The organism is Paracraurococcus lichenis (genome assembly GCF_030657435.1).
Classification (GTDB): domain Bacteria; phylum Pseudomonadota; class Alphaproteobacteria; order Acetobacterales; family Acetobacteraceae; genus Paracraurococcus; species Paracraurococcus lichenis.
On sequence record NZ_JAUTWS010000008.1, the window covers coordinates 43,198 to 55,588 of the forward strand.

The 12,391-nt window shown below is 71.7% G+C and carries 14 protein-coding genes and 1 tRNA gene; 13 read left to right on the plus strand and 2 right to left on the minus strand.

Annotation, left to right across the window (positions count from 1 at the left end; translation table 11 throughout):
- Positions 1–19: 19 nt before the first annotated feature.
- The gene (locus Q7A36_RS10165) at positions 20–919 is read right to left on the minus strand and encodes a YicC/YloC family endoribonuclease (protein ID WP_305103575.1); all 900 of its coding nucleotides are present in this window, start codon (positions 917–919) and stop codon (positions 20–22) included.
- 40 nt (positions 920–959) lie between these two features.
- Between Q7A36_RS10165 and Q7A36_RS10170 the strand changes: the two genes are divergently transcribed.
- The 11 genes from Q7A36_RS10170 (at position 960) to Q7A36_RS10220 (ending at position 8,953) form a co-directional block, all read left to right on the plus strand.
- A complete protein-coding gene (locus Q7A36_RS10170) occupies positions 960–1,760 on the plus strand; it encodes an SDR family NAD(P)-dependent oxidoreductase (RefSeq protein ID WP_305103576.1) in 801 nt (266 codons plus the stop codon).
- A 143-nt stretch (positions 1,761–1,903) separates the two neighbouring features.
- A tRNA-Trp gene (locus tag Q7A36_RS10175) sits at positions 1,904–1,980 on the plus strand.
- Positions 1,981–2,097: 117 nt separating this feature from the next.
- Positions 2,098–2,292, plus strand: coding sequence for a preprotein translocase subunit SecE (secE, locus tag Q7A36_RS10180; RefSeq protein ID WP_305103577.1), 195 nt, complete (start codon positions 2,098–2,100; stop codon positions 2,290–2,292).
- Between the two features lie 14 nt (positions 2,293–2,306).
- Positions 2,307–2,840, plus strand: coding sequence for a transcription termination/antitermination protein NusG (gene nusG, locus Q7A36_RS10185; RefSeq protein WP_305103578.1), 534 nt, complete (start codon positions 2,307–2,309; stop codon positions 2,838–2,840).
- Positions 2,841–2,960: 120 nt separating this feature from the next.
- A complete protein-coding gene (locus Q7A36_RS10190; RefSeq protein WP_305103579.1) occupies positions 2,961–3,932 on the plus strand; it encodes a Bug family tripartite tricarboxylate transporter substrate binding protein in 972 nt (323 codons plus the stop codon).
- A gap of 179 nt (positions 3,933–4,111) precedes the next feature.
- Complete coding sequence (locus Q7A36_RS10195) at positions 4,112–4,876, plus strand: SapC family protein (RefSeq protein ID WP_305103580.1); 765 nt, start codon at positions 4,112–4,114, stop codon at positions 4,874–4,876.
- 281 nt (positions 4,877–5,157) lie between these two features.
- Positions 5,158–6,117, plus strand: coding sequence for a Bug family tripartite tricarboxylate transporter substrate binding protein (locus Q7A36_RS10200; RefSeq protein WP_305103581.1), 960 nt, complete (start codon positions 5,158–5,160; stop codon positions 6,115–6,117).
- Positions 6,114–6,653, plus strand: a complete 540-nt coding sequence (locus tag Q7A36_RS10205; RefSeq protein WP_305103582.1) for a tripartite tricarboxylate transporter TctB family protein — start codon at positions 6,114–6,116, stop codon at positions 6,651–6,653. The genes Q7A36_RS10200 and Q7A36_RS10205 overlap by 4 nt, the downstream gene beginning before the upstream one ends.
- Before the next feature lie 58 nt (positions 6,654–6,711).
- The gene (locus Q7A36_RS10210) at positions 6,712–8,211 is read left to right on the plus strand and encodes a tripartite tricarboxylate transporter permease (protein WP_305103583.1); all 1,500 of its coding nucleotides are present in this window, start codon (positions 6,712–6,714) and stop codon (positions 8,209–8,211) included.
- Between the two features lie 53 nt (positions 8,212–8,264).
- A complete protein-coding gene (locus Q7A36_RS10215) occupies positions 8,265–8,654 on the plus strand; it encodes a type II toxin-antitoxin system CcdA family antitoxin (protein ID WP_305103584.1) in 390 nt (129 codons plus the stop codon).
- Positions 8,654–8,953: a CcdB family protein gene (locus Q7A36_RS10220; protein WP_305103585.1), complete on the plus strand. Its 300-nt coding sequence runs from the start codon at positions 8,654–8,656 to the stop codon at positions 8,951–8,953. The genes Q7A36_RS10215 and Q7A36_RS10220 overlap by 1 nt, the downstream gene beginning before the upstream one ends.
- A gap of 6 nt (positions 8,954–8,959) precedes the next feature.
- Here the strand turns inward: Q7A36_RS10220 and Q7A36_RS10225 are convergent, their stop codons facing one another.
- Positions 8,960–10,321 carry an LLM class flavin-dependent oxidoreductase gene (locus Q7A36_RS10225; protein WP_305103586.1) on the minus strand — a complete coding sequence of 454 codons (1,362 nt, stop codon included), beginning with the start codon at positions 10,319–10,321 and terminating at the stop codon, positions 8,960–8,962.
- 126 nt (positions 10,322–10,447) lie between these two features.
- Between Q7A36_RS10225 and Q7A36_RS10230 the strand changes: the two genes are divergently transcribed.
- Together Q7A36_RS10230 and Q7A36_RS10235 are read left to right on the plus strand one after the other, a co-directional pair.
- Complete coding sequence (locus Q7A36_RS10230) at positions 10,448–11,419, plus strand: Bug family tripartite tricarboxylate transporter substrate binding protein (protein WP_305103587.1); 972 nt, start codon at positions 10,448–10,450, stop codon at positions 11,417–11,419.
- A 1-nt stretch (position 11,420) separates the two neighbouring features.
- Positions 11,421–12,380, plus strand: coding sequence for a Bug family tripartite tricarboxylate transporter substrate binding protein (locus Q7A36_RS10235; protein ID WP_305103588.1), 960 nt, complete (start codon positions 11,421–11,423; stop codon positions 12,378–12,380).
- The last annotated feature ends 11 nt before the right edge of the window (positions 12,381–12,391 follow it).

Genomic DNA, 12,391 nt, shown 5'->3' on the forward strand with positions numbered 1-12,391 from the left:
GCTCCGCGATCGGATGGCGCTACTCGACATTCGCCGCCTGCTCCCGCAGCCGCTCGATCGCCGCCTTGAGGTCGAGGCCGATCCGCGTCAGCGGCACGGAGGCCGATTTGGAGCAGAGCGTATTGGCCTCCCGCACGAATTCCTGGGTCAGGAATTCCAGCTTCCGGCCCGCGCCCTCGCCCGCCGCCAGCAGGGCCCGCGCGGCCTCGATATGGGCGGCGAGCCGGTCCAGTTCCTCCCGCACGTCGGATTTCTGCGCGAGCAGCGCCACCTCCTGCGCCAGCCGCTCGGGCGGGACGCGGGCCGTGCCGTTCTCCCCGAGCAGCGCCGAGAGCTGCTCCAGCAGCCGCGTCCGCTGCGCCTCCGGCTGGCCGGCCGCCTCCGCGGCCGCCGCCTCGCGCAGTCCGGCGATCTCGTCCAGCAGGCCGGCGAGGATGCCGCGGAGCTTCGCCCCTTCCGCCTCGCGGGCGGCGGCGAGGCCGGCCAGCGCCGAGTCGAAGGCCGTCGCCAGGGCGGCGCGCTTTGCCGCCTCCTGCGCCTCGTCCGGCTCCGCCTGCTCGGCCCGCAGCACGCCGGGGAGCGCCAGCAGCGCCTCCGCCCGCGGCGGGGCGGCGCCCGGGATGCGGCCCGAGAGGTGCAGGGCGAGGTTCAGCGCCTGCTCCAGCGCCGCCGGGTCGACCGACAGCTTCGGCCGCTCCGTCCGGGTCAGCGTCAGGGTGGCGGAGACATTGCCGCGCTTCAGGCGCTTCGCCGTCGCCTCCCGCAGCAGCGGCTCCAGCGCGTCCTGCCCGTTCGGCAGCCGCAGGCGGAGGTCGAGGCCCCGGCCGTTCACGCTGCGCAACTCCCAGGCGAAGGCGGTGCCGTCCGGAAGCTGCCCGCTCTCGCGCGCGAAGCCGGTCATGCTCATAAGGGTGCCCATCGGGGCGCCTTGTCCCGCCGAAGGGGATCGGATGCAAGCGATGGCGGGGCAGCCCTATCCGTGGCGACACGTGCTGGTCACCGGCGCCTCCTCCGGCATCGGGCGGGCCCTGGCGGTGGCGGCCGCGGCGCCGGGCGTCACGCTGCATCTCAGCGGGCGCGACGCGACGCGGCTGGAGGCGACGGCCGCGGCCTGCCGCGCCGCCGGCGCCACGGTGGCGGTGCGGGCGGCGGATGTGCGGGACCGCGACGGCATGGCCGCCTGGATCGCCGGCGCCGGGCGGCTGGATCTGGTCATCGCCAATGCCGGCATCTCGGCCGGCACCGGCGGTGCGACCGAGCCCGCCGACCAGGCCCGGGCGATCTTCGAGACCAATGTGGCGGGCGTGCTGAACACCGCCCTGCCGGCGATCGAGGCCATGGCCGCGCAGGACCCCGGCCCGGACGGGGTGCGGGGGCGGGTCGCCGTCATCGCCTCCATCGCCGCCTTCATCGCAGTGCCGGGGGCGCCGGCCTATTGCGCCAGCAAGGCGGCGGTGCAGCGCTGGGCGGAGGCGCTGGACGCCACCGAGAGGCGGCGCGGCATCCGGCTGCACGCGGTCTGCCCGGGCTATATCCGCACGCCCATGACCGCGGCGAATGCCTTCCCCATGCCGCTGCTGATGGAGCCGGAGGAGGCGGCGCGGCGGACGCTGCGGGGCATCGCGGCCGGGCGGGTCCGGATCGCCTATCCCTGGCCGGTCTATCTCGCGGCGCGACTCGGCGGGGCGCTGCCGCCCGGGCTGCGGGCGGCCCTCTTCGCGGCGGCGCCGGCCAAGGGGGCGATGCCGCGGGTGGGGTGAGGGCGCCCGGCCCGGGCTATCGGCGCCCCCTCCCGCAGCCAGACGATCGCCGCGCGCGCGGGCGGTGCGCCTGCGGCACTCGACAGGCCCGTTCCGCCGCCCTATAGGCCTGCCCTCGCGCCGCGGCCGGGCCGTGGGCGTGCAGGGGCATAGCTCAATTGGCTAGAGCGCCGGTCTCCAAAACCGGAGGTTGGGGGTTCGAGACCCTCTGCCCCTGCCAGCGCCCCTGCCAGTCCGGCATCTCTGGTCTTCACCAGGGTGGCGCCCTTCCCCATCTCTCCGGGGTCGGGCGACCGCCCGCGAAGCGTTCCACCGCAGCCCAGGAAGGTTCGTCCCGTTGGCCAAGCTGGATCCCGCGCAGTATGTCCGGGACGTGCGGTCGGAGGTGGCCAAGGTCACCTGGCCGAGCCGCAAGGAAACCCTGATCACGACCGGCCTCGTGCTGGCGATGTCCGCGCTCGCCGCCGTGTTCTTCCTGATCGTGGACCAGGTCATCGCGCTCGGGATGCGCGGCCTCTTCGGGCTCGGGTGAGGGGGTAGGGATCGATGGCCAAGCGCTGGTACGTGGTGCACGTCTATTCGGGCTTCGAGAAGAAGATCGCCCAGCAGATCAAGGAGCAGGCCGCGCAGAAGGGCCTCGGCGACCAGTTCGACGAGATCCTGGTCCCCTCCGAGGAGGTGACCGAGGTCCGCCGCGGCCAGAAGGTGAACTCCGAGCGCAAGTTCTTCCCCGGCTACGTGCTGGTGAAGATGGAGATGTCGGACGAGGCCTGGCACCTCGTGAAGGACACGCCGAAGGTCACCGGCTTCCTCGGCAACAAGAACAAGCCGAGCCCGATCACCGAGGCCGAGGCCCAGCGCATCGTCGCCCAGGTGAAGGAAGGCGTGGACAAGCCGCGCAAGCCCGCCGTGGTCTACGAGGTGGGCGAGCAGATCCGCGTCGCCGACGGCCCCTTCACCAGCTTCATGGGCACGGTGGAGGAGGTGGACGAGGAGCGCGGCCGGGTGAAGGTCAGCGTCTCCATCTTCGGCCGCTCCACCCCGGTCGAACTGGAATACGGCCAGGTCGAGAAGGCCTGACGCGCGGGGCGCGGCGGCCGGTTGCCGCCGCCCGACCTGCCCGGGCGAATTTCCGGGCGCAAACCCCGAGAGGTTTGCTTAGGCTCCCCGGCCCAAGAACAGGCACGGGGAAACGACCACATGGCGACAACCCGAAGGGCCGCGCTGGCGGCCGCGGCGGCCCTGCCGCTCGCGCGCCAGGCGGCGGCGCTGGACTTCCCGACCCGCACCATCACCTGGGTGGTCCCCGGCGGGCCCGGCAGCGTGCTCGACGTCGCGGCCCGGCTGATCGCCACCAAGCTCGGCCCACGGCTCAGCCAGGGCGTGGTGATCGACAACCGGCTGGGCGCCGGCGGCACGGCCGCGGCCGAATTCGCGGCCCGCTCCGCGCCGGACGGGCATACCCTCTTCTTCGGCAATTTCGCCACCTTCGCCATCGCGCCGCTGCTGATCCCGAACCTGCGCTACGACGCGCAGCGCGACTTCGTGCCGGTCCATGGCATCGGCGCCTCGGCCAATATCGCCGTCACCGGCATGAACCGGCCCTGGAAGACGATCCCCGAGCTGATCGCCTATGCCCGGGCAAATCCGGGCAAGGTGACCTTCGGGGCCAGCATCGGCTCCGGCCAGCATGCCGCCACCGCGCTCTTCATCGAGAAGGCGGGGATCGAGCTGACGCACATCCCCTACAACAATTTTGGGCAGATCACGAACGACCTAGTGGCGGAGCGGGTGGACCTCTATTTCGACTACCCCCTCAGCAGCCTGCCTTTCGTGCGCGACAACCGGCTGAGGGCGCTGGCGGTCAATGCCGCAGAGCGGCTGGCGGTCGCGCCCGAGGTGCCGACCCTGGCCGAGGCCGGGCTGCCGGATGCCGAACTGCTCGGCTGGTCCGGCCTCTATGTCCCGGCGCGCACGCCGCCCGCCGTCCTGGCGCGGCTGGCCGCGGCGACGCGGGAGGCGCTGCGCGAGCCGGAGGTCAAGGCGCTGTTCGACAGCACCGGCACCATCCTCTGGGACGGGGTGGATGCGGAGCAGCTTGCCCGGGCGCTGGAGGAGGAGATCCCGCGCATGCAGCGGCTGATCGGGCGGACCATTCCGAGGAAGGGATAGGGCGCGCCGCGCGGGACTTCCTCAGGCCGGCGTCATCCGTCCCGGACCGGCGCGGGGCATTGCCCCAGAGGCCCGCGCCACCTCCTCCCGGGCCTGCGGAAATCGGCCCTGTCCGGTATCGAAAGGCCTTGTCTGCCATGGCGGCCGATCCCAAGGCCAGTCCGAAGGAGAGCCCTCACATGTCCGATACCAGGCCCATGGTCGACGGTGTCGCATCCGCGCCGCCCGCCCTCCCGCCGCTCTACCGCTCCCTCGAACCGCTGACGCCGGAGCGCCACGGGGCGCTGCGGGTCCGCGATGCCGGCTATGCCTTCGCCGCCGCCGCCAATGCGGTCCCGCTGGCCGCGGACGAGTTCCCGGCCGCGGCGCGGACGCTGCCCATCGTCTTCGGCGCCCAGGCGCCGCATCTGCCGGTGGCGCTGACCGGCCTCGCCGCCGGCAGCAACCTCTATGTCCAGGCGGACGGGACCTGGCGGCCGGGCGCCTATATCCCCGCCTATCTCCGCCGCATGCCCTTCTTCCTGGTCCGCGCAGCGCCGGGATCGGAGCAGCTCGTGCTCTGCCTCGACACCCGGGCGCCGCAGGTGAGCGGGACGGAGGGCGAGCCGCTCTTCACCGAGGAGGGCAAGCCCACCCCGCAGCTCGAGCAGGCCCTGGCCTTCACGCGCATGGTGGAGGAGGGGATCCTGCGGACCCGTGCCATCACCGAAGGCCTGAACGGGCTCGGCCTGCTGAAGGCCGCCCAGGTGGAGGTCCCGCACCATGGCAAGCCGCTGCGCATCGACGGCTTCTTCGCCGTGGACCGGTCCGCGCTCATGGCCTTGCCGGCCGGGCAGCTCGCCGAGCTGCGCGACAAGGGCTGGCTGGAGGTGGTCTATGCCCATCTCTTCTCCCTCGGCAGCTTGGCGGACCTGGCGCGCGACCTCGCCGCACCGGCGGCCTGACGCGGACTGATGACCGAAGGGCCGGATGGCCCGGAGGTCTGAACCGGCTCGCCCGACATACAAAGCGGACCGATGGCCGCAGCGCCGCAGGGTGCGAAGGCCTGAATCGGCCCGCCCGACATGCAAGGCGGACCGATGGCCGCAGCGTCGCAGGCCGCGAAGGCCTGAATCGGCCCGCCCGACATGCAAGGCGGCGGCCGTCGCGCTTGCCGGCTGCATCCCGGCGCGTTGCCGCCGACCCGGCCGCGCGATAGACCGGAGGGCGTGACCGGGAGGAACCCATGCTGCACCGCCGCCCCATGCTGGCCGCCCTCGGCGGCCTTGCCCTGCTTGCGCGGGGCGCCGCGGCGGAGCAGCGATACCCCAACCTCTATGTCATGGTCCCGGCCGGCCCGGGCGGCGGCTGGGACGGCCTCGGCCGCGCCATCGAGCAGGTGGCGCGGCAGGCGGGCCTGGTCGGCAACTTCCAGTTCGAGAATGTCGGCGGTGCCGGCGGCACCATCGGCCTGACCCGCTTCGTCGCGCAGCGCCGAGGCCGGCCCGAGAGCATCCTGATCGGCGGCTCGATCATGGTCGGCGCGACGCTGACCAACAAGACGCCGGTCGGGCTGAAGGACGTGGTGCCGGTCGCGCGGATGACGGAGGAAGCCGGCGTCATCGTCGTGCCCGCCGGTTCCGACATCCAGGACTTGGCGGGCTTCATGGCCGCGCTGAAGGCGAATCCCGGCGCGGTCTCGATCGGCGGCGGCTCGGCCGGCGGGACGGACCACATCACGCTCGGCCTGCTGCTGAAATCGGTCGGGCGCTCCGCGAAGGAGGGGTCCTATGTCGCCTTCGCCGGCGGCGGGCCGGCCCAGGCCGCGATCCTCGGCGCGCAGGTGAAGGCGGGCATCTCCGGCCTTTCGGAATTCGCCGAGCAAATCAAGGCGGGCCGCATGCGGGCCCTGGCGACGACCGGCGAGACGCGCAGCGACCCCAGCATCCCGACGCTGAAGGAGAGCGGCGTCGACGTGGTGATGACCAACTGGCGCGGCGTCTTCGCCGCCCCGGGCGCCAGGCCGGATGCGCGGGCGAAGCTGGTCGGCCTGATGACCGAGGTGCATGCCCTGCCGGCCTGGGCGGAGATGCTGAAGACCCGCGACTGGCAGGACGCCTTCCTGACCGGCGATGACTTCACCGAATTCCTCGCCAGGGACGTGCAGCAGACCGAGGCGGTGCTGAAGGAGGTCGGGCTGGCGTGAGCGGGACGGGGATGCGCCGGACGATCGGCCCCGACCTCATGGTCGGGATCTTCGTGCTGCTGCTCGGCGGGCTGGCGATCTGGCAGGCCGCCGCCATCCCGGACTCGCCGATCTATGCGCAGGTCGGGCCGAAGGCGGTGCCCTATGTGGTCGGCGCCGGGCTGCTGGCGCTGGGCGCGGGCCTCGTCGCCAGCGCGCTGCGCGGCGGCTGGTCCTGGACCCTGGAGGGTTCAGCGGCGGAGCCGATGAACCAGGAGGCACCGCCGACCAACTGGCGCGCGCTCGGACTGCTCTTCGCCGGGCTCGCCGCCAACCTGGTGCTGATCGGGCCGCTCGGCTTCTCCATCGCGGCGACCATCCAGTTCGTGCTGGTGGCGGCCGCCTTCGGCTCCCGCAGGTTCCTGCGCGACCTCGTGCTGGCGCTGGTGCTGTCGCTGGTCGTCTGGTTCGGCTTTGTCGAGGTGCTGGGCGTCAATATCGGCGCCGGCGTGCTGGAGGGGCTGATCCTCCGCGCGCTCGGGCAGGAGGTGTACTGACCATGCTGCGACCTGCCGATCCGCGCCGCGGCCTCGCCACCTCGCGGGCAGGGCGCTGATGGACCCGATCGCCGGCCTCTCCCTCGGCTTCGCCAATGCGCTGACGCTGGCCAATCTCGGCTGGGCGCTGCTCGGCTGCTTCCTCGGCACCGCGGTCGGCGTGTTGCCCGGCATCGGCCCGGCGCTGACCATCGCGCTGCTGCTGCCCATCACCTTCCAGGTCTCGGCGACCGGCGCCTTCATCCTCTTCTGCGGCGTCTTCTACGGCGCGATGTATGGCGGCTCCACCACCTCGATCCTGCTGAACACGCCGGGCGAGAGCGGGTCGATCATCACCGCGCTCGAGGGTGCGAAGATGGCGCGCAACGGCCGTGCCGGGCCGGCGCTGGCGACGGCGGCCATCGGCAGCTTCGTCGCCGGCACCATCGGCACGCTCGGCATCAGCTTCCTTGGCCCGATCGTGGTGGAACTCGCGCTGAAGCTCGGCCCGGCCGAGTATTTCTCGCTCATGCTGCTCTGCTTCGTTACCGTCTCGGCGGTGCTCGGCGGCTCACCGCTGCGGGGACTGACCAGCCTGTTCTTCGGCCTGCTGCTGGGGTTGGTCGGCATCGACCTGCAGACGGGACAGCCGCGCATGACGCTCGGCATCCCCGAGTTGCTGGACGGGGTGAACGTGGTGCTCGTCGCCGTCGCGCTGTTTGCGGTGGGGGAGACGCTCTACCTCGCCTGGCACCACCATGAGGGCAAGCAGGAGGTGCGGCAGGTCGGCAGCATCATGATGTCGCGCGCCGACCTGCGACGCAGCATCGGGCCCTGGTTCCGCGGCTCGCTGCTCGGCTTCCCCTTCGGCGTCATGCCGGCGGGCGGGACCGAGATGCCGACCATGCTGAGCTACTATGCCGAGCAGAAGCTGGCCTCGCCGGAGGCGAGGAAGGAGTTCGGCACGACCGGCGCGATCGAGGGTGTGGCCGGGCCGGAGGCCGCGAACAATGCCGCCGCGGCCGGCATCCTGGTGCCGATGCTGACGCTCGGCCTGCCGACCTCGGCGACGGCGGCGATCATGCTGAGCGCCTTCCAGAGCTACGGAATCAATCCGGGGCCCCTGCTGTTCGAGCAGCAGGCCGACCTGGTCTGGACGCTGATCGCCAGCCTCTACGTCGCCAACATCATGCTGGTGGTGCTGAACCTGCCGCTGGTCGGGCTCTGGGCGCGGATCCTGAAGATTCCCCAACCCCAATTGTATGCCGGCATCCTGGTCTTCGCCACCATCGGCACCTACGGCATCAGCAACAGCGTGACGGACTTGGTGCTGCTCTATGCCATCGGGATCGTGGGCATGTTCATGCGGCGCTTCGACTTCCCGACCGCGCCTGTCGTGATCGGCATGATCCTCGGGCCCATGGCGGAGCAGGCGATGCGCCAGGCGCTGACCATCAGCCAGGGGGACTGGACGACCTTCGTCACCCGGCCGGTGAGCCTCGGCATCCTGCTGCTGGCGGTGGCGGCGCTGGCGGGGCCGCGGATCTATGGGGCCTGGGTACGGCGGACGGCGGGGTAGCCTGAGGCTACTTCGTGCTTGTTCCGGGTCCGGATTCTGGCTAGTCTTACGCCATGGATGATCCGAAGACAGGTGTCGAGGCGGCGATCGTGGCGGCCGGCGGGGTGAGTGCCCTGGCCGCGGCTATCGGCATCTCGCATGTCTCGGTCATCCGCTGGCGGGCACGCGGCGTCATCCCGGCGGAACGGGTGGCGGCGGTGGCGGCCGCGACCGGCCTGCCGCGGCAGGCGCTGCGGCCGGACCTCTTCGCCGCCTCGGGGCTGGCGGAAGCGCAGGCGCCGCTTGCGCCGCCGGCGCAGGAAGCCGAGACGGCGGCGGCGCGCGAAGCCGCCGGGTGGGAGCGGGCCCGCCGCTGGGCGGAGGAGAACCGCGAGGCGATCGAGGCCTACAACCGCCACTTCGAGGAGAACGACACTCCCCTGGCCGAGTACCGCGCCTTCTGATGTCGCACTTCCGCTACTACCCTGGGCGCGGTGGGGCGAGATACCTGCTCGATGTCCAATCCTCGCAGCTTGAACGGCTGGCGACCCGGGTCGTCATCCCGCTCGTTCCGCTGGGCGAGCGCTTCTCCGATATCGCGGACCTGAACCCCCTTCTGGTTGTCGAGGAGGAGCGCTTGGTCATGATGACGTCGCTCATCGCCTCGGTCCCGAGGCGCGCGCTTGGCGCGCCGCTTGGCAACCTGCTCGACCAATCGGACGACATCACCCGCGCGCTCGGGATCCTGCTCAACGGCTTCTGAGCGCCCCTACTCCGCCGCCATCCGCTTCGGCTGCCAGTCCCCGCGCATCGCGCGCGGCAGGCCCAGATGGTCGCGCAGCGTCGACCCGGTATAGTCCTCGCGGAACAGCCCGCGCCGCTGCAGTTCCGGCACCACGTGCTGCACGAAATCCGCATAGCCCGTCGGCACCGCCGCGGCGGCAATGACGAAGCCGTCGCAGGCGCCGCCCACGAACCACTCCTCCAGCTTGTCCGCGACCTCCTTCGGCCCGCCCACCATGTCGAGCCGCGGCCGGCCGCGGCCGCTGCCCACGATGAAGTCCCGCACCGTCGGGTTCTTCTTGCCGGTGTTCTTCACCACGCGGTCGCGGATCGCCTGCAGGCCCTGGATGCCGGCCATCTCCTCGTCGGTGAAGGGCTCGTCCATGCCCTTGCTGGCGAAGTCGAAATTCAGCGCCTCGCTCAGCAGGGACAGCGCATCGATCTCGAGCGGCAGCCTGGCGATCAGCGCCGCCTTGTCCTCCGCCTCGGCCTTCGTGGCCGCGCAGATCGGCGTGCAGAGCGTCGCCACCTTCACATGGTCCGGGTTGCGCCCCTCGGCCGCGACCATCGCCTTGAACTCGTCGTATTCCTCCTTGCCGCTCTTCACGTCGTGGTAGGCGACGAAGACCAGTTCCGCCCAGCGCGCGGAGAAGCGCTTGCCGCGGCCGCTGCTGCCGGCCTGGATCACCACCGGATGCCCCTGCGGGCTGCGCGGCACGGTGAAGGGCCCGCGGGAGCTGAGGTACTTCCCCTTGAAGTCGAGCCGGTGGACCTTGTGCCCGTCGCCGAAGCGCCCGCTCGCCTTGTCCACGATCAGCGCGTCGTCCTCCCAGCCATCCCAGTGGCCGAGCACCACCTCGATGAACTCGTCGGCGCGGTCGTAGCGCGCATCATGCGCCATCATCTCGGCGTGGCCCATGTTCGCTGCCTCCCCGTCGTTCAGGGAGGTGACGACGTTCCAGGCCGCCCGCCCGTCGCTCATCAGGTCCAGCGTCTGGAAGGCGCGGGCGACATGAAAGGGCTCGAAATAGGTGGTGGAGGCGGTGGAGCCGAGGCCGAGGCGCTGCGTCACCGCCGCCATCATGGTCAGCACCACGACCGGGTCCATCTTCACGCAGCGGATGCCGTGCTCGATGGTGTGGACATGGTCGCTGCCGTAGCGGTCCGGCATGGACAGCCGGTCGTCGAAGAAGCCGAGGTCGAACTTTCCCGCCTCCAGGATCCGGGCGATCTCCTGGAAGAAGTCGGCCTTGAGGAAGTCGGTCCGGCTGTCCGGGTGCCGCCAGGAGCTGGCGTAGATGGTGCAGTTCTGCGCCTGCAGGAAGCCGACCAGGTGCATCTGTCGCATGGATGTCTCTCCCCTTGCCGGCCAGCTTCCGCCCGGGCCGCGGGTGCGTCAACGCTGGCCCTGGCCGCCTGCGGTGCTAGCATCCACCGATCCGGCGCGGAGACGCCGGCACGGGAAGGAGATGCCATGCAGGTCCGGAGACGCGCGGCGCTGGCTGCCGCGATCCTCGCAGTCCCCGCCCTCGCCCGGGCCCAGGGCACCTGGCCGGACAAGCCGATGCGCTTCGTCATCGGCGGCTCGGCCGGCGGCGTCTCCGACATCCTCGTCCGCATCCTGGAGAACCGGCTGCGGGAGCGGTTGGGCCAGCCCCTGGTGCTGGATCCGCGACCGGGCGCCGGCGGCATGGTGGGGGCGGAGGCCGTCGCCCGCAGCCCGGGCGACGGGTACAATTTCTACATCAACCACATCGCCTCCCACGGCATCGGGCCGACGCTCTACAAGCGCCTCGCCTTCGACCCGCTGAAGGACCTGCCGGGCGTGGCAAGGCTCGCCGCCATGCCGAACGTGCTGATCGTCAAGGGCGACAGCCCGCTGAAGAGCGTGGCCGATTTCGTCGCCTACTGCCGCGCCAATCCGGAGAAGGCGGTCTTCGCCTCAGCCGGCACCGGCACCTCCTCCCATCTCTCGGGCGTGCTGCTCGGCTTGCGCATCGGCATCGAGACCACGCATGTCCCCTATCGCGGCACGGCGCCGAGCATGGCGGCCGTCATGAACGGGGAGGTGCTCTTCGCCATCGACAACGCGCCCGCCAGCCGGCAGCAGGTGCTGGCGGGCATGCTGCGGGCGCTCGCCGTCAGCACCGCGGCGCGCGCTTCCACCATGCCGGAACTGCCGAGCCTGCAGGAGAGCGGCGTCCCAGAATTCGACGTTGCCTCCTGGTACGGCATCACTGCGCCGGCGGCGACGCCAAGGCCGATTGTTGAGAGGATGGGGGCGGAACTCGTCGCCGCGCTGCAGGGCCCGGCGCTCGCGCAGCGCTACCGTGACTTCGGCGCTGAGCCCATGCCGCTCGGCCCCGCGGAGTACGACGCCTTCATGCGGGCGGAGGTCGCCAAATGGGCGCCGGTGGTGCGCGCCAGCGGTGCGACGGTCGATTGAGATGCGCCGCCGCGCGCTCCTCGCCGCCCCGGCGCTGCTGGCCGCCCCGGCGCGGGCCATGGACGCCTGGCCCGACCGTCCCTTGCGCTTCGTTGTCAGCGCCCAGGTCGGCGGCGTCTCCGACATCCTGGTCCGCATCTTCGAGAGCCGGCTGCGCGAGCGGCTTGGCCAGCCACTCTATGTGGACCCGCGCCCCGGCGCGGGCGGGCAGATCGCCGCCGAATCCATCCTGCGCGCGAATGACGGCCACAGCGTCCTGGTGAACCATATTGCGGGGCACGGCATCGGATCTTCTTTGCACCGCAACCGCAGCTACGACCCGCTGCGCGACATGCCGGGCGTGGTGCGGATCTGCTCCATGCCCAATGTCCTGATCGTCCGCAGCGAGACAGGCATAAGCAGCCTCGCCGATCTCCTCGCCCGCATCCGCGCCGAGCCGCGCCGGGCGACCTTCAGCTCGGCCGGTTCCGGCACCTCCTCCCATCTCTCGGGCGTGCTGTTCGGCCAGATCATGGGCGTGGAGGTGACGCATGTGCCCTACAGGGGCACGGCGCCCAGCATGCTGGCCGTGCTGAACGGCGATGTGCTGTTCAACATCGACAACGCCCCGACCTCCCGACCGCATGTCGCCTCCGGCGCGCTGCGGGCGATCGGCGTCAGCACGGCGGCGCGGGCGCGCACCATGCCGGACCTGCCGACCCTGCAGGAGCAGGGCGTGCCGGGCTTCGACGTCGCGTCCTGGTACGGCATCGCCGCGCCCGCCGCGACGCCGCGGGCGGTGACGGCGAAGCTCGCTTCGGTCTTCCTCGAGGCGCTGGAGGATCCCGGCATCGTCGCGCGCCTCGCCGAGATCGGCGCCGAGCCCTGGCCGCTGGGGACGGAGGCCTACAACGCCTTCATGCGGGCGGAGGTGGCGCGCTGGGCGCCGGTGGTCGCGGCCTCCGGCGCGACGGTGGACTGATGGCGGGTGTG

What these genes read in the sequence shown, in the direction of transcription:
- Q7A36_RS10165 (WP_305103575.1), bottom strand. Translation starts at nt 919, where the DNA reads ATGGGCACCCTTATGAGCATGACCGGCTTCGCGCGCGAGAGCGGGCAG.
- Q7A36_RS10170 (WP_305103576.1), top strand. Translation starts at nt 960, where the DNA reads ATGGCGGGGCAGCCCTATCCGTGGCGACACGTGCTGGTCACCGGCGCC.
- nusG (WP_305103578.1), top strand. Translation starts at nt 2,307, where the DNA reads ATGGCCAAGCGCTGGTACGTGGTGCACGTCTATTCGGGCTTCGAGAAG.
- Q7A36_RS10190 (WP_305103579.1), top strand. Translation starts at nt 2,961, where the DNA reads ATGGCGACAACCCGAAGGGCCGCGCTGGCGGCCGCGGCGGCCCTGCCG.
- Q7A36_RS10195 (WP_305103580.1), top strand. Translation starts at nt 4,112, where the DNA reads ATGTCCGATACCAGGCCCATGGTCGACGGTGTCGCATCCGCGCCGCCC.
- Q7A36_RS10200 (WP_305103581.1), top strand. Translation starts at nt 5,158, where the DNA reads ATGCTGCACCGCCGCCCCATGCTGGCCGCCCTCGGCGGCCTTGCCCTG.
- Q7A36_RS10210 (WP_305103583.1), top strand. Translation starts at nt 6,712, where the DNA reads ATGGACCCGATCGCCGGCCTCTCCCTCGGCTTCGCCAATGCGCTGACG.
- Q7A36_RS10215 (WP_305103584.1), top strand. Translation starts at nt 8,265, where the DNA reads ATGGATGATCCGAAGACAGGTGTCGAGGCGGCGATCGTGGCGGCCGGC.
- Q7A36_RS10220 (WP_305103585.1), top strand. Translation starts at nt 8,654, where the DNA reads ATGTCGCACTTCCGCTACTACCCTGGGCGCGGTGGGGCGAGATACCTG.
- Q7A36_RS10225 (WP_305103586.1), bottom strand. Translation starts at nt 10,321, where the DNA reads ATGCGACAGATGCACCTGGTCGGCTTCCTGCAGGCGCAGAACTGCACC.
- Q7A36_RS10230 (WP_305103587.1), top strand. Translation starts at nt 10,448, where the DNA reads ATGCAGGTCCGGAGACGCGCGGCGCTGGCTGCCGCGATCCTCGCAGTC.
- Q7A36_RS10235 (WP_305103588.1), top strand. Translation starts at nt 11,421, where the DNA reads ATGCGCCGCCGCGCGCTCCTCGCCGCCCCGGCGCTGCTGGCCGCCCCG.